The following is a 19,303-nucleotide window of genomic DNA, read 5'->3' on the forward strand; positions in this document are numbered from 1 at the left end:
TGTCGTAACTGAGGCTTCAGCCTTAACGCCTGCACCTGCTTTATTAATGTTATCAGCGACTTTGGCAGCATTGTCACCGCCGGTAATTGCCACAACCTTACCATTAACAGCAAAAGCTGTATCAGCGGCTGTACCTTGCGATAAAGCGCCCGCGGTTTCTACACCAAATTTAGTGCCTTTTCCTGAAACGCTGTGATTACCAATCTTATTCGCCGCAGTGCTAGACAACGATACTGAAATCGTTTCATTAGCATTGGAGCCCACTTGGAATTTTTGCGTACCATACGTACCATCAAGTAATTTCTGACCACCAAAAGAAGTGGTATCTGAAATACGAGTTAATTCAGTTTGCAATGCAGAAAGTTCTTTTTGCATTGATTCTCGATCACTCGTTGAATTCGAGCCATTAGCCGATTGCAGTGACAAATCTCGCATACGTTGCAAAATGTTAGTCGATTCTTGCATTGCACCTTCGGCAGTTTGCGCAATAGAAATACCATCGTTAGCGTTGCGCATTGCAACATCGAGCCCATTAATCTGACTCGTCATACGGTTTGAAATCTGTAGACCTGCGGCATCATCCTTAGCGCTGTTAATCCGTAATCCTGACGATAATCGTTCCATAGACGTTTGCAGATTACCATTGGCTCCGCCAAGATTTTTTTGTGCCTTCATCGATGTGACGTTGGTGTTTACTGAAATAGCCATGTTACATTCCTCTTCTAAGTTGGGTGCCAAGACGTGGAAGCCTGGCTAAATCTTGTTGCCATCAATTGCTGCAACTTTACTTAACGTGCTTAACTCTATTTGCTTAATTTAATTACTTAACTTTTAGACCTTGATGCCTTCGTCATTGAAGACCGTCTTGTTTTAGTGCTTTCGGTTCAGAAGGCATTCGATCTAGATGTAATCAAACAGCGATACGGAACCCACTTTACTAAACACACTGGATACGGCATTGAGTGCGAGTTGTTGCTTCTCAAATTCAGTTATCGCAGTGGCATAATCAACATCTTCCAATTTGGATAATGCCGAGGTGTTAATCAATTTCTCATCAGTGTGCTTATCAGTATATTTTTCCAGTATCTTTAAACTGTTCCCTGATAAGCCTTGCTGCTGACTCATTTGTTTGACACCACTCCCAACATTATTCAATAACTGTGCCAACTCAGACTGGCCGGATGGCGTCTGCACTTGGTCAGCATTTTCAAAAAGAGCAATCGCCTTATTTAAGGTATTGAAAATACTAACCTCTGGTTCTTGATGAAGGGTAAAGCTGTCACCTATCTTCGGCTCGCCGGCAATTTTTAGTTCAACACCGTCAAAAGTGACTGGCACAGCGGGATCGAACGCCGCTGCGGGGGAGATGATATTGGCGGGAATCGCGTTGTCGGTGACTTCGACATTAATGCCACCAGCACCATCATCTAGAAATGAAACAGTGTAATCAGAGAGAGAAGGTGTCGCGTTAGCTAGCTTAGCGCTAGATACACTAAAATCACCTTGTTGGGACGGCAAATAATTGACGCTATAATCGCCCATTGCATTGGGTGATTTTATAAAAGCGGTATCTCCAGCCACATTGGTATTAAGCTGAATACCTGTAGCAATCATGCTATTACGAACGCCTGAGTCGCCTGAGTAAATAATTTGACCATTGTTATCGAATTCGAACGGTTTCGTGTCCGTTTTATTACCTGCAAAGAGATAGTTTCCCGATTCATCTTTGGTATTCGCAATCGTCAGTAATTGATCCAGACTTTTACGCAGATCATCGGCAATTGTTTGCCGCTCTGCCTCGGTCATACTGCCGTTTGACCCCCTTAGCATCATATCTTTCATGCTCGATACTAATGTATCCGCTTGGCCAAGTTGACTTTCGGTTTGTTGTAAGTGATTCGTTGCATAATCAATGTTCTTAATGAACTGATCGACGAGTGCATTTTTCTGATTCAGATTATCGATACCCTGCGACGCCACAGGATCATCACCGGCAGTATTGACTTTCTTACCACTGCTCAATTGGTCAAGAATTTTGCTGGTCGCCGTTTGCTTTTGCAGCACACTGGTAATGCTTTGATTAAAGATCTGCGCGGATGATAATCGCATAGTTAAATCTCCTAACGCACTGAGGATAATAAGGTGTCAAAAATCTGCTGTGCGGTCGTCATTATCCGCGCAGAGGCTTGATAGGCTTGCTGAAAACGCATTAAATTTGCGGCTTCTTCATCTAAGTTCACGCCCGACTCACTCTCTACTCGCGCATAAGCTTGCTGATACACGGCCTCAGCCGAACCAGTACGCACTTCGGCCGCTTTCGTTTTACTGCCAATATCGAGCTTAGTGTTCTCGAACACATCCGCTAAGGTCGATTTGCCATTATTCATCACTTTGCTTTCGCTCAATTTAGCCATAGCAACAGCATTAGAGTTATCGCCCTCGGCAAAGGATAAATCGAAGGTAAATCTGTCATTGCCTGCAGCCGCTTTGCTGTCAACTTCAAAGGTAAAGCCAAAAGCGCTGATGCTCGGTGGGGTATAAGCTGTAGCTGCCCCAAGTGATGTTCCTGCGGCATCAAATGCTTCATAGGTAGGTGGCAACACTGTGGTATCGAGCTTTATTGTCAATTCACTGCCCGTCACAGGGAAATTTGCGGCATTGCGATTGCCAATTTGAGTCAACTTAACTTGGGTATTACCCGAGTTAGCGGCATCTGCAGTAATCTTTGGGGATGCGGCGGCAATACCTTTAGGGTCTTTCATGACAACTTCAATGCCATTGGAGGCGCCCGCGGTCGGGCGAATGGCAAAACGATCCCCCGACGCCATCGCGCCCGCTTTTATGTCAATTGAAAATCCAAAAGTCGAGCCTGATAAAGTCAGCGGTGTTATCACCCCCGTTTCCGTATCTCTCAACTCATAAGAAGCTGGCGCAGTACTGACACATGACAGCTCGTAGGCACCACCAGTTAATAGACTGGTATCATCGATGGTGACGCCTAATGTTGCATTGCCCGTATTACCAGAAAAACCAGCTACACGACCCAAGGACATCAGAGGATCATTGATATCTTTGAAGATATTAGCGCCGACTTGCCCATTGAGGTCAATGCCTTGCGCTTGCATTTTGTTGAAGTTATCAGCCACGCCCAAAGCTAATTGGTCAAGCTCATGACCCGCGGGGATTAACGTCTGGTCACGAAAGTCAAACATAGCTCCTAGCTGACCGCCAAGTTTACTTGGGTCAACTGTGACGCTTTGCGAACCAATACTTGAATTAAGCTGTAACTCTTTGGGAAATGGGTTACCCGCTTGAGTGCCCATACTCATGGCAATCTCACCGGAAACTAGCATCACAGAGCCACCGAGCATAATACTCTTAGCGCCATTTTCTTGCGGGATAACATTCACTTGGGCGTACTGACTTAACTCTTGAACGAGTGCATCTTGCTTATCGAGTAACTGCGCATCTTGATTCGGTGACTTCATCAGCTCTAGGTTTAAATTTGCCAGTTCTGTACTGATCTCATTGATACGCTTAGTCATACCAGTGATCTGGTCATTGGTCTGATTAAGCTGGCCATTCAAATACGACTGCATCTGATTAAGACTGCTGGCAACTTGCTGTGCGTTTGTTAGGGTCGAACTCCTAATACCCAAATCTGCAGGTAAATCAGCCACACTATTCAGCCCCGAAAACAGGTCATTCAAGCTTTGTGGCACAACTTTACCTACCTGTGAAAACAGCTGATCTAACTCACTCAATTTACCGTAGCTGGCTTCGGCGGCGCTTAACGTTGTTTGGCCAATGCGTAACTCTCTTGCAGCATAGTCATTGTAGATACGCTTAACGTCATTAACGTAAGTTCCTGTACCATAAAAACTACTACCAAAACGCTGCGATTCAAGAGTCGACTGGGTTGCCACTTGTCTGTGGTAACCAGCGGTATTGGCGTTAGCTATGTTATTACTGGTAACACCCAGTTGCGACTGGGAGGCAAGCACCCCAGTTCGCGCTATATTCAGTAGATCAACGGCCATTAGTTGACACTCCTATGAACAAACAGGGTTGTAAGGTTCATCATTTGTCTTCTCCTGGCAGAATTGATTTCAGCTCTTCACTGATGGACTGCATCACTTTAATGACTTTTTCAGCATATCTAGGATCTGTGGCATAACCCGCATCCTGCAAAGCTCGAATAAACTGAGTTGGCGAAGCCGCCACTTTCTTCGCATCTTGATAACGATCGCCTTCGGCAATGAAGGACACAAAATCGTTGAAACTATGTTCAAAGTCACTGTAAACACGGAAGTCGGCTTTTTGCTGCACAGCCACACCGTGTTCGAATTCTAAGGTGCTGACGTTCGCTTTATCGCCTTGCCAACGACGATCAGCTTTAATATTGAATAGGTTATGACTTGGCGCGCCGTTATTGCCGCGAACAATTTTTTGTCCCCAGCCAGTTTCCAGTGCTGATTGCGCCAATAATACTTCTGGTTGGGTACCTAATGTTTTTGCAGCTTTTTCAGCATGTGGATATAAGGTCGCTAAAAATTCTTCTCGACTACCAAACCTGACAATCTTTTGGGTTTCCCTAAATGCTGCCGTCGGCAAAACTTGGCCGCTAATCACAGGTTCTACCACTGAAAGTGATTGTTCACTCCAGCTCGGCTTAGGCGTATCGATAGCCAGTGAACGATTAGGCGCATCAATGTCCATTGATGAATTGGCATCTTCAGCTCTATCCGGTTCAAATACAGGCCGAGCGATAGCAGCCGGCACACCATGATTTACAACTGTGGGTTCAACCACAGGAGCGGCTGAACTCTGCATAGGCACATTAAGCGCTTTATCGTCGTGGAGCATTTTCATGCCACCATCGTCACGCAATACCGATGCAGGCGTGAAATGACTTGTTTCGGGAGAGAGTTGCTGCACCATCATATCGGCAAGGCCCAATACACCTTTGTCAGATAAATCGACCGATAACTGCTGATCGCGCATCTGCTCGTAAAACTGAGTGTATTGGCTATTGAGTGGACTATCAGACTGAAAAACCGCATTGGCATCGCGCATACTTTTCATCAGCATTTGCACGAAAATACCTTCAAATTGTTGGGCGACCTTTTTCAAGGCGCCCTTCTCATCCTTCTGAGCCTGGGCGCGGAGTGAATCTAAGCCGCCCAGGTCAAGAAAATGTGATGAACTTGAAAGCTTTTCCATGATTTTCCCGACAGAAATTAGATGATGATAAGTTCACCATGCAAAGCTCCTGCCACTTTTAATGCTTCAAGTATTGCTAACACATCTGAGGGGGCTGCACCGACCAAGTTAACCGCTCTAACCAGCTCATCCAGCGTAGTGCCTGGATTAAACATAAACATACGGCGGTCACTTTCTGTCGCTGTAATCGTACTATTGCTAGTGACAGTTGTTTGACCATTGGCTAAGGCGTTTGGCTGTGAAACCTGGGTTGCCTCAGCAATCGTGACTGTCATGCCGCCATGGGTAATCGCCGCTGGGAGTAAACGCACGTTTTGCCCAACCACTATGGTTCCAGTACGTGAGTTAACGATCACTTTGGCAGATTCTTCTGCGGGAATAACATCGAGGTTTTCAAGCGTAGCTAAAAAAGACACCCGTTGTGATACATCACGCGGAGCACTGACCTGCACAGATGTCGCGTCTAAAGGACGCGCCATATCAGGGCCTAATAGCTCATTAATCGCATCGGCCATCCGTTGTGCAGTCGAAAAATCAGAACGACGTAAGTTAAACGTCAAATAATCGCCGGTTGAAAATGGGGTCGCCACACTGCGCTCGACAATTGCGCCATTGGGTATACGACCTACAGTTGGCGTATTTTGAATCACCTTTGAACCATCTAAACCATCGGCACTAAAACCACTCACCACTAAGCTGCCTTGGGCTATCGCATACACATTACCGTCTACCCCTTTCAAAAAGGTCTGTAATAAGGTGCCACCGCGTAAGCTTTTGGCTTCGCCTAAGCTAGATACCGTTACGTCAAGATCTTGACCAGGTTTGATAAAGGCGGGCATATCCGCGTGTACGGCTACCACTGCAACGTTTTTAATTTTCGGTTTGACGTTGTCAGGAAGATTAATCCCAAAGTTTTTGAGCATAGTCATAAAGGTCTGCTCGGTATAACTGGTTTTTTCCCCCGTTCCCGGCAAACCGACCACTAAGCCATAACCAATCAACTGGTTACTACGCACACCTTGCACATTGGCAATATCTTTAATTCGTTCAGCCTGACTAGGTAGAGAAAACACTAGCATGGCAACGGCTAACACCAGTTTATATTTCATGATACGACTCCTTAGAAGGGCCACCAGTCGCTCATAAAGAACTGGCTTAACCAGCCCACTTTTTGAGCATCTGCGAAAGTGCCTGTGCCACTGTATTGGATACGGGCATTAGCCATTCGCGTTGAATCGACAGTGTTATCGGGTTTAATGTCCTGCGAGCGAACGAGACCAGTGACACGAATAAACTCATCACCATTATTAATTGAAATCCATTTTTCGCCACGGATCACTAAGCTGCCGTTGTTTAGCACTTGCATCACGTTTGCCGAGATGCTGCCATCTAGACTATTGCTCTGATCCGCATCCGATTCACGCTTAGTGTTCATGCTATCTTTGTAACGCAAATCAATTGGCACTCCGCCAATGGACACATTACTACCACCTGCAAAGATGGGATCTAAGCTCATATCTGAGCCTTTTTTGATCTGATTGCCTGCACTCTTCTTAGCTTGAGTCGATTCCTTCAATACGATAGTGATAATGTCACCGACTTTGTGGGCGCGTATATCCGAATACAAGCTAGATGCTTGGCTGTCTTGATAAATAGAGCCAGTTGCGGCAATTTTTGTCGGCGGCGCCTCTGGGTAGACCGGCGCGTAAAAGGGATCATCCGCAAGGGGTTTCTTTTGCGTCGAGCTACAAGCTGCAAGCAATAACGCGACGGCCAACACAAGATATCTAGCCATGATGTTTGCCTCTATAAATTCTGAGTCACATAAGACAGCATCTGATCTACCGCTGAAATCACTTTGGAGTTCATCTCGTAAATGCGCTGACTTTCGATAAGGTTCACCAGTTCCTCGGTCACGTTCACGTTAGAGGTTTCTAAGGCGCCTTGACGAATTGCACCCATGCCATCTAACGAAGCGGTACCTTGAATAGGCGTACCACTGGCACCAGTTTCCGTATATAAGTTTTGTCCCATAGGATCTAAACCCGATGGATTAATAAAATCCGTCATAGTCAACTGACCCACGACTTGGTTCTCAGCGGTACCCGGCGTTTTTACTGAAACTTCACCCTCCGCGGAAACGGTAATACTGGTCGCATTATCAGGAATAGTGATCGCGGGTTGTAGCAAATAGCCAGAACCTGGCGTCACAATCTGACCCGTATCGTCTAAGGTAAACTGACCATTTCGAGTATAAGCAGTGGTTCCATCAGGGAGCTGGATTTCAAAAAATCCAGGACCTTCAATCATGAGATCCAGTGAGTTATCCGTCGTCAGCATGTTACCCTGAGTAAACATTTTTTGAGTCGCGACGACTTTCGTACCCGCACCTATGTTTAATCCGTTGGGTAACTTAGTGTTAGAAGCACTAACACCACCCGCTTGGTTAACTGTTTGATAGAGTAAATCTTCAAATACTGCGCGGCTTTTTTTGTAGCCCACAGTGCTAGCGTTCGCTACGTTGTTTGAAATCACCGAAATATCAGTTTGCTGTGCGTCTAAGCCAGTTTTACTAATCCATAACGCCGGATGCATAATCTATCTCCTAACTAATACGCATTAATGAAGATGAAGCGCGATCATTCTCTTCCGCGGTTTTCATCATCTTGACTTGCAATTCAAACTGCCGCTGAAGATCAATCAAAGACACCATTTCATCAACAGGGTTAACGTTACTGCCCTCTACGGCACCACTTTCAACTGCGACGAAAGGGTCAGCTGGTGCTGCTTCACCTGACATTTGTCGAAATAATCCATCTTCACCACGCATCATCTGCGCATTGCCGGGATTAACTAACTTCAATCTCGCCACTTCTTCTATCACTTCAGCAGTCGCCCCTTGAGGGCGAACAGACACTATGCCATCCTGTGAAATTGACACTTTATCAATAGGTAATGGCAGCACTATCGGGCCAGCATCCCCCATCACGGGATTGCCTCTGTCGTTATACAACATGCCCGTCGCATCGAAACTGAGACTACCGGAACGGGTATAAGCTTCACTGCCATCTTTCGCCTGAACGGCAAACCAACCATCGCCTTTAATGGCAACATCGAGATCCCGTCCAGTGGTTTTTATCGGACCAGAGCGAAAATTAGCTGACGGAGATTCTGTCATCGCAAACACCCTTGAAGGCAACCCTTCACCGAAGGCTTGCATCGATCTGGCCTGCGCCATATCTGATTTAAAACCATCGGTATTAGCATTGGCTAAGTTGTTCGCACGGAGTGCCAGCTCATTCATATTTTGCTTAGCGCCACTCATGGCGACATAAAGGAATTTGTCCACAGACTGCTCCGTCAAATTTTCTACATGACGATATCAAAGCAAGCATCGTGCCAATAAAAATTGATTTTAATTTACTGATAAATTTGAAGAATAAGGAAATGAAGTGAGTTGACAGCAGGATAAAGGCTAAGTGTTGCCACTGGCGGCAACACTTAGTTAAATAAAGTAATGATTAGCGGATTTGTAATACGGTTTGTTGCAGCGTGTTATTTACTTCAAGCGTACGGGAGTTCGCTTGGAAGTTACGCTGCGCCGAAATTAAATCGACCAGTTCAGTCGTTAAATCGATGTTCGATTGCTCTAACGCCGATGAACTGAGACTACCAAAAGTTCCACTATTGGCCTCACCCGCTAACGCAGGACCTGAAGCTAAACTGGCTTTCCACGACGTATTACCCACTTGCGTTAAACCTTGTTCGTTAGCAAAACGAACTAAAGCAACCCGTGCTAAAGCAACGGTCGAACCGTTAGAATAGCTTGCTGTAATTAGGCCATCAGCACCAATTTCAACGTTAGTTAAACGACCAACAGTCGTACCATCTTGTTTCAATTCAGTCGCAGCAAAAGGATCTGCATATTGCGTTGGCGCATTAAACTTCACTGTTAATGATTGAGTACCATCAGCTCCAGCACCTAATACACCAGCTGGTTTATTACCAAGTGGCTCCGTGGTAATAACTGCAGGATTACTGTCAATATAGGCCCCAACTGAGTTAAACTTCAGCACCGCCCCCGTCCAGCCACCAGCAGTTTGCGCTGAAACACCACCACCGCCCGCAACCGTTGGCACATCTGGACTACCGTCACCATCAGTATCTACATCGTATTTACCAGCTGGGCCATTCAAATCTACAGGTTTATTATCAATAGCATAATAAGCAACCCAATTGCTCTCACCATTATATGCACCGTCTTTAGGCTTCACAAAGTACGTCGTCATGATGTGGCCCTCACCGAGTGAGTCATAAATAGTCATTGAAGTGACATTGTTATAAGTTTTTGGATCGGCGGGATCAAATAAAGCAGGATCCAGAGCTTCAGCTTTAGCATTCAAGTTCATTTGTAAAGTAACATTCTCAGTCTTTACAGGACTACCTGCAGTATCGGGAATTTGTACAGGCTTAGCCGTGGTTAAACTCACAGATGTTGAGTTGCCATCTTTATCTACAGGGAAAGTCTGTAAATAATTACCAGCCGAATCCACCATGTAATTATTAGAATCTACTTTAAAAGCGCCTGCACGGGTGAATGCGTGATCTAATGTTCCTAATTCAGAGGACGTTACAAAGAAACCACCACCTTTGATTGCCAAGTCGAGGGAGTTATTCGTTAGCTGTAAGCTACCTTGATGGAATTGCTGTGCCACTTGACTCGTAGCAACACCACCACCGACAGCAGTTTTAGCATTTGAAAAAATAGAATTAGCGTAAACATCCGCAAATTCAGCACGGGACTCTTTAAAGCCAATGGTGTTCGCATTAGCAATGTTATTCGCCGTAGTGTTTAAATCTTTTTGCGCGGCAGAAATGCCACTCAATGCAATGTTAAACGACATAATTCACCTCTACACTTGACTCAATTCATTTATGAGCGACTTACGCCCAATTCGGATACTGCAAAAATTCTTTTATGCAAACTTAGGTTTCAGACACAGCTAACACATCGGTTAACTTGATGCCCATACCGCCTCTCAAGTTAAGAATCGCGCCAGTACTGGCCGTACCGAGAGAAACGCTGGTCACATGAGCATAGGTCGAGACTGGCAATTCTTGGGATTTCCCATCCACTAAACCACTCGCCTTGATCGTATAGTTACCTGCGGTTACAGGGTTTCCATCTTTATCGAGGCCATCCCAGTTAACATCGACATTGCCCCCCTTACTGCCATCAACTTTAAAGGTGGTCACAACTTGGCCTTTCTCATCCTCAACACGTACAGTAATTTCAGGCATTTTAGCTGGCGTGCTAATCACACCTTTTATTGTTGGGCTTTCAGCTGAAATGTTACCTGTATCAGTTGGGATCAACACCTTGCGACCAACAAGTCCTGATGCCTGTAATGCTTGGCTTGATGTCATAACACCGTTTAAATTAACGATTTCCTTATTCAACTTAGTAATACCATCAACCGTCGAGAATGATGCCATCTGCGCAATCATTTGGTCGTTGTCAACGGGCTTAAAGGGATCTTGCATCGATAGCTGTTGGCTTAATAACGAGAAAAAGTCATCTTGAGTTAACTGCTGGCTTTTCGCTTCCGGTACTATCGAATCTTTTGGCAGACGGATACCGTCAAGAAACGGATTACCCGTTGAGCTGGTTGATGAATTCGTCGTAACGGCATTTGACTGACTCTTATTTTGAGCCGTCTGCGCCGACGCTTGGTTAATTTGATTAATGAGGCTCACAGCTTACCTCCTAAGTAACACATGTTATTTACCCATCCCAAGTGTTTGTTGCAGCATAGACTTAGCTGCTTCAGCGACTTGAACATTCATTTGATATGAGCGCGAAGCAGAAATCATATCTGCCATTTCTTCCATGACATTAACATTCGGTTTATAAATAAAGCCATCCGCATCCGCCATTGGATGATCGGGCGAATATTCTTTCAGTAGTGGTTTATCACTTTCTACAATGCCTTTTACTGCAACGCCTTGAGAAGCTTGTTGCTGACTTTGGGCCTTAGCCATTTCGGCTTCAAAAATGGGATGACGAGAACGATAGGTCTTATCTACACTACTCGAGACGGAATCCGCGTTAGCTATGTTGCTCGCGGTGGTGTTTAGCCTGACCGATTGAGCAGACATTCCCGAGCCAGCAACATCAAATATGCTAAATAAACTCATGATTAATCCCCTCTCAACGCTTTCTTCATGCCACTAAACTTACTATCTAAAAAACCTAGCGACATTTGATATTCAAGTGCATTTTGCATGAATGCCGATTGTTCCTGTTGGATATCAACAGTATTACCATCACCGGTATCGGGTTGATTCGGCACACGGAACTTAACAAATTGCCCAGTCAACTCCGCAAGCCCAAAATGCTTATCTGGCTCTTGCATTTCAAGACTATTTCGCTGCTGTTGGCCTCGAGCGGCCTGCATTGCCGCAGAAAAATCAACATCGCGGGCTTTGTAATGTGGCGTATCTGCGTTAGCGATATTGCTTGAAATAACTTCAGCCCGCTGCGCTCTAATACCGAGAGTGTATTGATGCACACCCAGTGCATTATCAAAATTGATCGCCATAAAATTGCCTCCTCGTGTTCTCACGAAAATAAAGCAATTCATGTGCCAACATCAGGAAAATTTTGAGAATAACAACAAGGATGAGCAAGTGATGGGTAAAAAATTACCGACAATTGTCGGTAATCTTCTTTAGAGCGGCTGAGTTAAGTCTTTTTCTGGTAATAAATGCCAGGGTTACAACGAACCATATCAAACTCGTCCGTTAAACCAGCGATAGATTCTGATGCACCGAGAAATAAAATCCCTTTGGGATTGAGAGCGGCAGCGAATTGCCGCAAAATTTTTGCCTTTGCCTCTGGTGCAAAATAAATCAGCACATTGCGGCAAAAGATAATGTCGAACTTGCCAAGCAGACTATAACTCTCAAGCAAATTATGCGCTCTAAAGTTCACCAACCGCTTCACATTATCCTTTAACTTCATATTGCCAGAAGGTAATGCATCAAAAAACTGACGCTTACGTTCTTCAGATAAACCACGCGCTAATGCCAAACTATCGTACTCGGCATTTTTGCAACGTTCCAACATGGAAGGAGATAAATCCGTTGCTTGAATAGAAGCACTACCAGCCAAGGCACCAGGCTTCTTCTGTTGATACTCAAGAATAGTCATAGCCAATGAGTATGGCTCTTGGCCTGACGAGCAAGCCGCAGACCAAATTTTAAGCGGACGCCCCAGACGACTGTATTCAGGTAGTAGGACATTATTCAACAACTCAAATGGATAACGATCACGGAACCAAAGGGTTTCATTGGTCGTCATAGCATCGATCACTTCAGCTCTGAGCGCACGCTCAGTAGGCTTCATCGAATGCTTAACCACATCAGATAAGGATGGCAGGTTATATTTGCCCATCAAAGGAGCAAGACGACTGCGCACAAGATATTGCTTATTTTCACCCAGTACGATGCCGCTGTGTTGCTCTAAGAACAACCTAAATTGATTATATTCAGCCTCAGCGAGTGATTTATTTGGCACATTCACATCCTAAATCCTATAGCAAGCACCAAAATCAGTGCGAAACCATCATGTTATAAAGTCGAGATTATAGCGTAAAGCGTATCTAGGTACTAACCTACAGCAATTACAAACTTAAATGCTTATTCACAGCAGCGGCCAGTTCGTCAGGATTAAACTTAGCGATAAAGTCATTAGCACCCACTTTTTGAACCATTGCCTGATTGAATACACCACTTAACGAAGTATGCAGTACCACTTTAATATGCTTAAGCTTAGGATCATCTCGGATTTCAGCGGTCAAGGTGTAGCCATCCATTTCAGGCATCTCAATATCAGAGATTATGAGGGGGATCTCATCGGCCACATTATCCATCTCTTTGGCGATCTCTTTAAGCTTGTCTAATGCTTCGCGACCATCTTTTGCGGTATCAATTTGTAAATTCAATGACTCAAGTGAACGAATAATTTGCTTACGCGCCACGGCAGAATCATCAATAACCATAATATGGTAATGCTGAGTTCTGTCGAGGGTCAGTTTTTCATTGGCTTCTTCACTGATAGCCGTTTTAACCGGTGAAATCTCATCTAAGATTTTTTCCACATCGAGAATTTCAACTAATTCACCTTCAATTTCAGTCACAGCTGTCAGATAAGAATAACGACCAGCACCTTGCGGCGGAGGCATAATCGCTTCCCAATTCATGTTGATGATCCGCTCAACAGAACTGACCAAGAAGCCTTGAACACTGCGGTTATATTCAGAAATAATGATGAAACAGTTTTCAGTGCTCGCTAAAGGTTTCCCCCCTGTTGCCGCACTCAAATCAATCACTGAAATGGTTGTTCCACGAATATGAGCAACACCCTTCACATAAGGATTAAGTTTAGGCAAAGTGGTCAGTGGTGGACACTGCAGTACTTCTTTCACCTTAAACACGTTAATCCCAAACCGTTGACGACCGTTTAATTTAAAAAGCAGCAATTCTAAACGGTTTTGTCCAACGAGCTGGGTTCGTTTGTTGACTGAATCAAGAATACTCGACATAACTCTGCCTTGTTGTTCTGTTTATGTTCGGCCCTATAACTCAGTTGAGTATAGGCATATTAATTGCTTACGTCTTATCTATCGATAAACATAGTCGAAACTGAGTCAATCTTCTGACAGTGATGTAAATTATTACAGTGGTCAGCTTCGAACTTAATAAAAGTATAGGTGCATTCTGGCGTTACAAGCTAGTCTCTTCATTATGAAAGTAAATTTAGTCTGTTTTTTTAGTCTTTTCACCCTCTTCATGCCCGCTTTTGCGAGTGCAGAGCCTATTGTCCCCACCGTATCGGCAATCTCAGAATTAGCTAAAGCGCTTATTTCAGAAAAAATATCCGTTCCAGAAAATGCCAAAGTAAATATTTCGCCACAGATGGTTGACGCAAGAATGCTGCCGTCACAATGTTCGTCTCCAATGAAAGTTGAACTGGCTAGCGATAGGGAAATTAGCCGTAATAACACCTTAAAAGTCAGCTGCGATACACAAGACTTAGCTTACCCTTGGCAAATCTATATCTCGGTTCGGGTGGATATCTTATTCCCCGTTGTTGTCTCAACCGAAATCTTAGCACCAGGCGAACTCATCTCTCCTAGTCAAGTAGAAGTCCGTTACATTGAACAAAATAGCTTGAGAGGTGCCGAATTCGATGACCCGAGTAAATTGGCTGGCGTGCGAGTAAAACGACGAGTAGCAAAAGATAATCCCATATTAAGCAACAACTTATGCTTCGTTTGTAAAAATGATTCGGTATCTATCTACGTTCGTTCTGGCTCATTCGAGCTCAAAACAGTAGGCGAAGCCCTACAAGATGGCAATAAAGGTGATCGGATCAGAGTCAAAAATAGCAGTTCAAACAAAGAACTAGATGCTATAGTCACAGGCATTGGCGAAGTTGAAGTAAGAATGTAAAATAATCTAAAGCTTTTTTGTAAGCTGCCGATACCCCAGTTAAGAAATCCCGTACACACGACGCTGGAGCCTAAAATGGCAATTGATATTAGCAAACTCAACACTGCAACGACTGCGCAAGTTCGTTCAGGCGCAACGAAAACGAGCAGCGATCAATCTGCTCAAGTTGCTACAAAATCGACAACACCACAAAGAAGCGACTCAGTGGTCATTACGGCCCAGGCACAACAACTTCAAGGAGCTCAGACTAAAATGGCTAGCCTTCCTGAAGTTGATCAAAAGAAAGTAGCCGAAATCAAACAAGCTATTGCCGAAGGTCGCTATAAAATTGACCCTGAAAAGTTGGCTGCCAATATTGCAAGTTTTGAAGCCGAACTTAATGACTTAAATAAAGAGTAACTATGACTGAAATAGCTAAACTGGTAGATCTACAACACGCCCATTTGGCTGTTCTTAAGCAAATCATACTCAAGGAAAAAGGCGCTTTGGTTGACCAAAACGCCGATTTACTGCTTTCCCTTGCTAACGAAAAATCGCAATGTCTGAAAGAACTAAAGACTAATGATGATATTCTGGCAAACCACAGTGATAAATCGCGACTCACTCAGCAAGTCGAACTCGTGCATAAAATGGCCGAGATCAAAGACGCATTGACTGAATGCAAAGAATTAAACGAACAAAATGCCAGTTTAATTGAGATTAATTTAGCGAGTTTAAATCGCTTTGCTCAAGCTTTACAAGCCAGCAGAAACGCCTCCAGCCTCACCTATAACGATAAAGGCAAGACCTCGACTATCTCAAGTTTAGGCAATGATTTAAAGGCCTAACAAGCGCATCACTCCCACTTAGCATTCCCTTTTCTAAGCTCTGATTAGATATTAATGTCTTGTACAAAAAGAAAAGCCGCGTAAATACGCGGCTCAATACATGCTGTTGAACATACTCTCAAAAACGCTAGAAATACGTCACTTCCTTCACTCGTTGTGGACGGTTCTGTTGTTGATAAAGCGCCCAAACCTGTGAAAAATCAAGTTCTAACTCAGTGACATAATGCTCGCCTGCTGGATAACTCTTAACGACTCGTGCGCCGCGGATCACGCCAGAAACTGACGCTTTGACATTATCGTCCGTCAACATCCAATCACTGACACTGCTGTTTGCCGTTATTTTCTGCCCATAAACTTGTTCCGCTAATTCACGATAAGCCACAATTTTTGATGCCTGCATAGCCATCAACACTCTTTGTGATTGCTCTTTAGCCGGTTGAGTCGCTAACGGCGCATATCCTATAGCCGTTAACTTAGGAAAACTCGGTGGCGGCACATCTTCCCATTGCACATATCTATCTTTAGCAGCGCAGCCAGTTAGCATTAGCCCCGTGATAAGTAATAAAAGGTAGTGTTTCATTTTCCATCTCCTAAGACACGCACTTCATTCATGCCTGGACTCGCCTGACGATATAAGATGCCATTTTGTGACACAATTTGCTCCGAAGGCTGCATGTAGTTTGCCAACTCTTTTTGAGTCACAAAAGTTTGAGATGCCGATACCACGCGATTGTTACTAATGTTCACAATCCGAGTATTGATCGCCATACCATTGGTTACTACGCTCATAGTCGAAACGACAAGATGCTCAACAGGAAGATCTTTCGACAATTTTTGCCAATCTCGCGTCAAAATAAAATCCCCGTCAGATGTGACTCTCAAGCCATCAGCTAAGTTTAAATCCACCACATTAAACTGAAAGCTATGGAGCGACGTCATTAATCCTTGCTGTAACTGTTGCGCTAACGCATTAGTGCCATTCAAATCGCCCACTAATACTGGTGTTGCAACTACGATAGGTTGATCAGAACGCAAAGCATCATTTTGCTTAACAAGCTCAGTCACTATTCGCTGTGCTAAATGGTTAATCACTGCCGTTGGCGGCAACCCATTGCCATCCACTAAACTCGGTTTGGGCGGCGTAACCGGTTTAGCTACACATCCACCTAACATTATCAATGTTAAGGGAATAATCACACGCTTTAGCATTGGATTTACCTCATCTATGGGTGCATTGGCAGTCAAGTGACTCACTTTCTAAGCTTCAAATTTTTAATGAGTAACAAAAACCAGCAATCTTTGGACCAATATTAACCTCAGTCCGACAATATTCTTCTATTACGCAGTATATCGACTGTAACAATGGAAACTTTATCAAAAGTTCTCATACTCAGGCACGAAATTTGCTTTATTGACATATTAGATTAAGAGTCAGAAAACTGGCTCGATTGGTAATATCGCCATTAGCTTAGCGATAAGGATTGAATTGATGCACATACCAGGTTCAGCTTCGCTCATCATTTTGAGCCTTTTACTACTTTCTTTGCCCACCAGAGCCGAATGGATAGAAGCCAGCGGAGAAGCAACTATTATCAATGGTAATACAGCTCAAGCAAGGGAAGAAGCAATTAATCAAGCAGTTAGCTATGCGACATTAAGCACAGGTATTCAAATCTCCAGTGAGCAACAAACCTCTAATGGTAACCTCACACAAAATAACTTTGCGATAAATCGCAACGCCCAAGCCATAAACATTCAACTCGTTAATGAACAAATTCAGGGAAATAAAATATATGTATCCCTACGCCTCGATCTAAATGATGATCCAACACAACAGTGTCCTAATGGCCAATTAAAGGCCGCTATTTTAATACCTCAAACACAAATAAAAGATCGTTCTCAGCTTAGATATGGACAACTTTCAGGCTTTGAAGAGGTCATTTCAGAGGCGTTAGGGAACACTATAGAAGATTACTCTTCAACTGGCTTTAGTCACATCCATGCTAACGAGCGACTCGATATTGAACAAGACCTAGTGGATATTCGCGGTTATCGACTCCCAAGCTGGCTCAGTGAAATTACCGACAGCCAATATATTCTTCAACCGCAGATCATTGATATATCGATAGAGCCTGTACAACCCACCTTCTTAGGATTTTGGGATGAAGCTCCGCTAAGGCAATTTCAATTCAAACTCAGCCTCTATCATGGAATCAGTGGCGAAGAGGTCTGGAGCAAAAGCTACAGCACATCGGCCCCATGGGAATTTGAAGAACAGGCTATCATTGCTCCCAACAGTAATAGATTCTGGCGTTCCTCCTATGGAAAAAGTATTACTCAATTAATATTGCAAGCTACCCGAGATTTAGACAGCACACTTAATTGCAGGCCATTACTTGGCCAAGTCGTTAGCCGACAAGCAGACAGGATTATATTAAATCTAGGCCGTAAACATGGCATTCGTGTCGGTGATAAATTCCAAGTAATATTACAACAAAACTTACCCGATAGACTCAATGAAATGCGCGCCGTCGCGACCAAAAGTCGTGCAACGGTAAAAATTGAGCAAGTAAGCGAAGAAAGCGCCACCGCAGTACTTGTAGACCAAAATGCAGCCTACAATGTACAGATAAACGACATAGCGCTCAAGATTTAAGCAACTAAATCATAAGCCTTTTAATCAAAGATAAAACCAGTATAATCACTGTCGTCTCTTCATAGCTCAACAGGATAGAGCAGCCGCCTCCTAAGCGGCCGATCGGGGTTCGAGTCCCTGTGGAGAGACCATAAGTCACTTTTTATATATTAAATTCAATAATTTACGAAAAACCAAAAATCCTGTGCCGCCTATGTGCCGCCATAGGAATGACGTTTTTTAGAATTTTTTTTCGTAACATTTTCAAAAATCCTCGTTTTGCCCTGTTCATCTCAGTTATGGACAATTAACCCTATTTCTAATACTTTCCCTATGAGTTAACGAACAGGGAAAACAGCTTTATGACGGAAACTTCATCGCAAGAAAAGTTCACTCAAACACTCGAAGGGATCATTGAGCAATATTCAATTCCCGAACCACCCGAATTTTTGAAAGTCCTCACCGCTCTCCCAAACTCTCCAGATAAAGACAAAATGTTCGAAGATATGCATGAAGTATTTCGTGCCATAACTTCCCCCTCTGAACTATCCAGCAAACTCCCCAAAGGCACAACTGAAGCTACTGTCGCAAAAGAGCTGGCAAAAATTCCAGACAGTCAGAAAATCCTTAGGGTCTGTTGATCTTTGCTGTACAAATGTTGTTCAGCAATACATCGGCAGCCACATTAACATAAACGCCAGTGACACCATACTGGCGTAATTTCTTGCTAGCTTGTCATATCTTGTTGATATTGCTCGATAGTGCTTAATTCTTCCAAAAGCATTCTCCACTAAATGTCGATACCGATATAAGCACCAATCGACTCTTTCTTGAGGTGTATTCYTATAGCGGCGCCTTGGAATAACAGATTTCCCGCCTTTATTGGCGATAAGTTCACGAAAAGCATCGCTGTCATAACCTTTATCTGCAATGACGGTATCAACCTGCTTCAGGTGCTCAATTAAGCTGGGGGCGTGTGTAATATCGTGTTTTTGGCCTTCTGATAATTCGAAATAAATCGGTAATCCTCCGCTGTCGACGGCTAAGTGAATTTTGGTTGAATTACCGCCTCGACTTTTACCAATACTCTCATTACTTAGCG

Annotated in this window: 20 protein-coding genes, 1 tRNA gene and 2 pseudogenes; 6 read left to right on the top strand and 17 right to left on the bottom strand. The window is 44.0% G+C overall.

From position 1 onward, the window contains the following. The 14 genes and pseudogenes from L5M71_RS22390 to L5M71_RS22455 all read right to left on the bottom strand — a co-directional run. A pseudogene (locus L5M71_RS22390) lies at positions 1 to 708 on the bottom strand (flagellin); the annotation flags it as partial. A 192-nt stretch (positions 709 to 900) separates the two neighbouring features. After that, complete coding sequence (flgL, locus tag L5M71_RS22395) at positions 901 to 2,109, bottom strand: flagellar hook-associated protein FlgL (RefSeq protein WP_263209831.1); 1,209 nt, start codon at positions 2,107 to 2,109, stop codon at positions 901 to 903. An 11-nt stretch (positions 2,110 to 2,120) separates the two neighbouring features. After that, a complete protein-coding gene (flgK, locus tag L5M71_RS22400; RefSeq protein ID WP_263203484.1) occupies positions 2,121 to 4,040 on the bottom strand; it encodes a flagellar hook-associated protein FlgK in 1,920 nt (639 codons plus the stop codon). Between the two features lie 40 nt (positions 4,041 to 4,080). After that, positions 4,081 to 5,223: a flagellar assembly peptidoglycan hydrolase FlgJ gene (gene flgJ / locus L5M71_RS22405; RefSeq protein ID WP_263178792.1), complete on the bottom strand. Its 1,143-nt coding sequence runs from the start codon at positions 5,221 to 5,223 to the stop codon at positions 4,081 to 4,083. 17 nt (positions 5,224 to 5,240) lie between these two features. Next, positions 5,241 to 6,332: a flagellar basal body P-ring protein FlgI gene (locus L5M71_RS22410; RefSeq protein ID WP_006085641.1), complete on the bottom strand. Its 1,092-nt coding sequence runs from the start codon at positions 6,330 to 6,332 to the stop codon at positions 5,241 to 5,243. 11 nt (positions 6,333 to 6,343) lie between these two features. Then, the gene (gene flgH / locus L5M71_RS22415) at positions 6,344 to 7,018 is read right to left on the bottom strand and encodes a flagellar basal body L-ring protein FlgH (RefSeq protein ID WP_028761204.1); all 675 of its coding nucleotides are present in this window, start codon (positions 7,016 to 7,018) and stop codon (positions 6,344 to 6,346) included. Between the two features lie 11 nt (positions 7,019 to 7,029). Beyond that, complete coding sequence (gene flgG, locus L5M71_RS22420) at positions 7,030 to 7,818, bottom strand: flagellar basal-body rod protein FlgG (RefSeq protein WP_028761205.1); 789 nt, start codon at positions 7,816 to 7,818, stop codon at positions 7,030 to 7,032. A gap of 10 nt (positions 7,819 to 7,828) precedes the next feature. Continuing rightward, positions 7,829 to 8,572, bottom strand: a complete 744-nt coding sequence (gene flgF / locus L5M71_RS22425; protein WP_219250937.1) for a flagellar basal-body rod protein FlgF — start codon at positions 8,570 to 8,572, stop codon at positions 7,829 to 7,831. Between the two features lie 172 nt (positions 8,573 to 8,744). Beyond that, the gene (gene flgE, locus L5M71_RS22430; protein WP_263209833.1) at positions 8,745 to 10,127 is read right to left on the bottom strand and encodes a flagellar hook protein FlgE; all 1,383 of its coding nucleotides are present in this window, start codon (positions 10,125 to 10,127) and stop codon (positions 8,745 to 8,747) included. An 82-nt stretch (positions 10,128 to 10,209) separates the two neighbouring features. Next, positions 10,210 to 10,980, bottom strand: a complete 771-nt coding sequence (flgD, locus tag L5M71_RS22435) for a flagellar hook assembly protein FlgD (RefSeq protein ID WP_263209835.1) — start codon at positions 10,978 to 10,980, stop codon at positions 10,210 to 10,212. Between the two features lie 24 nt (positions 10,981 to 11,004). Beyond that, positions 11,005 to 11,421, bottom strand: coding sequence for a flagellar basal body rod protein FlgC (gene flgC, locus L5M71_RS22440; protein WP_006085646.1), 417 nt, complete (start codon positions 11,419 to 11,421; stop codon positions 11,005 to 11,007). A gap of 2 nt (positions 11,422 to 11,423) precedes the next feature. Next, positions 11,424 to 11,825 carry a flagellar basal body rod protein FlgB gene (flgB, locus tag L5M71_RS22445; protein WP_028761209.1) on the bottom strand — a complete coding sequence of 134 codons (402 nt, stop codon included), beginning with the start codon at positions 11,823 to 11,825 and terminating at the stop codon, positions 11,424 to 11,426. A 143-nt stretch (positions 11,826 to 11,968) separates the two neighbouring features. Beyond that, positions 11,969 to 12,808, bottom strand: a complete 840-nt coding sequence (locus L5M71_RS22450; RefSeq protein ID WP_168824478.1) for a CheR family methyltransferase — start codon at positions 12,806 to 12,808, stop codon at positions 11,969 to 11,971. 100 nt (positions 12,809 to 12,908) lie between these two features. Further along, the gene (locus L5M71_RS22455) at positions 12,909 to 13,829 is read right to left on the bottom strand and encodes a chemotaxis protein CheV (protein WP_028761211.1); all 921 of its coding nucleotides are present in this window, start codon (positions 13,827 to 13,829) and stop codon (positions 12,909 to 12,911) included. A 202-nt stretch (positions 13,830 to 14,031) separates the two neighbouring features. Between L5M71_RS22455 and flgA the strand changes: the two genes are divergently transcribed. The 3 genes from flgA (at position 14,032) to L5M71_RS22470 (ending at position 15,566) form a co-directional block, all read left to right on the top strand. Next, positions 14,032 to 14,739 (top strand): flagellar basal body P-ring formation chaperone FlgA, encoded by a 708-nt coding sequence (gene flgA / locus L5M71_RS22460; RefSeq protein WP_028761212.1) that lies wholly within the window; start codon positions 14,032 to 14,034, stop codon positions 14,737 to 14,739. A gap of 75 nt (positions 14,740 to 14,814) precedes the next feature. Then, positions 14,815 to 15,138, top strand: coding sequence for a flagellar biosynthesis anti-sigma factor FlgM (gene flgM / locus L5M71_RS22465; RefSeq protein ID WP_107948432.1), 324 nt, complete (start codon positions 14,815 to 14,817; stop codon positions 15,136 to 15,138). A gap of 2 nt (positions 15,139 to 15,140) precedes the next feature. Beyond that, entirely contained in the window at positions 15,141 to 15,566 is a 426-nt protein-coding gene (locus L5M71_RS22470; RefSeq protein WP_263209838.1) for a flagella synthesis protein FlgN, read from the top strand. A gap of 127 nt (positions 15,567 to 15,693) precedes the next feature. Here L5M71_RS22470 and L5M71_RS22475 read toward each other — a convergent pair whose 3' ends face one another. Further along, positions 15,694 to 16,146, bottom strand: coding sequence for an LPP20 family lipoprotein (locus tag L5M71_RS22475; RefSeq protein WP_198572634.1), 453 nt, complete (start codon positions 16,144 to 16,146; stop codon positions 15,694 to 15,696). Continuing rightward, positions 16,143 to 16,775: a FlgO family outer membrane protein gene (locus tag L5M71_RS22480; protein WP_028761216.1), complete on the bottom strand. Its 633-nt coding sequence runs from the start codon at positions 16,773 to 16,775 to the stop codon at positions 16,143 to 16,145. Before L5M71_RS22480 ends, L5M71_RS22475 begins: the two co-directional genes overlap by 4 nt. A gap of 280 nt (positions 16,776 to 17,055) precedes the next feature. Between L5M71_RS22480 and L5M71_RS22485 the strand changes: the two genes are divergently transcribed. The 3 genes from L5M71_RS22485 (at position 17,056) to L5M71_RS22495 (ending at position 18,842) form a co-directional block, all read left to right on the top strand. Next, on the top strand, positions 17,056 to 18,222 hold the full coding sequence (locus L5M71_RS22485) for a flagellar assembly protein FlgT (RefSeq protein WP_263209840.1): 1,167 nt from the start codon (positions 17,056 to 17,058) through the stop codon (positions 18,220 to 18,222). 55 nt (positions 18,223 to 18,277) lie between these two features. Further along, positions 18,278 to 18,353 (top strand) — tRNA-Arg (locus L5M71_RS22490). Positions 18,354 to 18,563: 210 nt separating this feature from the next. Beyond that, positions 18,564 to 18,842: a hypothetical protein gene (locus L5M71_RS22495; RefSeq protein ID WP_263209844.1), complete on the top strand. Its 279-nt coding sequence runs from the start codon at positions 18,564 to 18,566 to the stop codon at positions 18,840 to 18,842. Between the two features lie 21 nt (positions 18,843 to 18,863). Here the strand turns inward: L5M71_RS22495 and L5M71_RS22500 are convergent. Further along, a pseudogene (locus L5M71_RS22500) lies at positions 18,864 to 19,303 on the bottom strand (IS5-like element ISSod6 family transposase); the annotation flags it as partial.

Source organism: Shewanella sp. SW1 (genome assembly GCF_025653545.1).
GTDB classification, from domain to species: domain Bacteria; phylum Pseudomonadota; class Gammaproteobacteria; order Enterobacterales; family Shewanellaceae; genus Shewanella; species Shewanella oncorhynchi.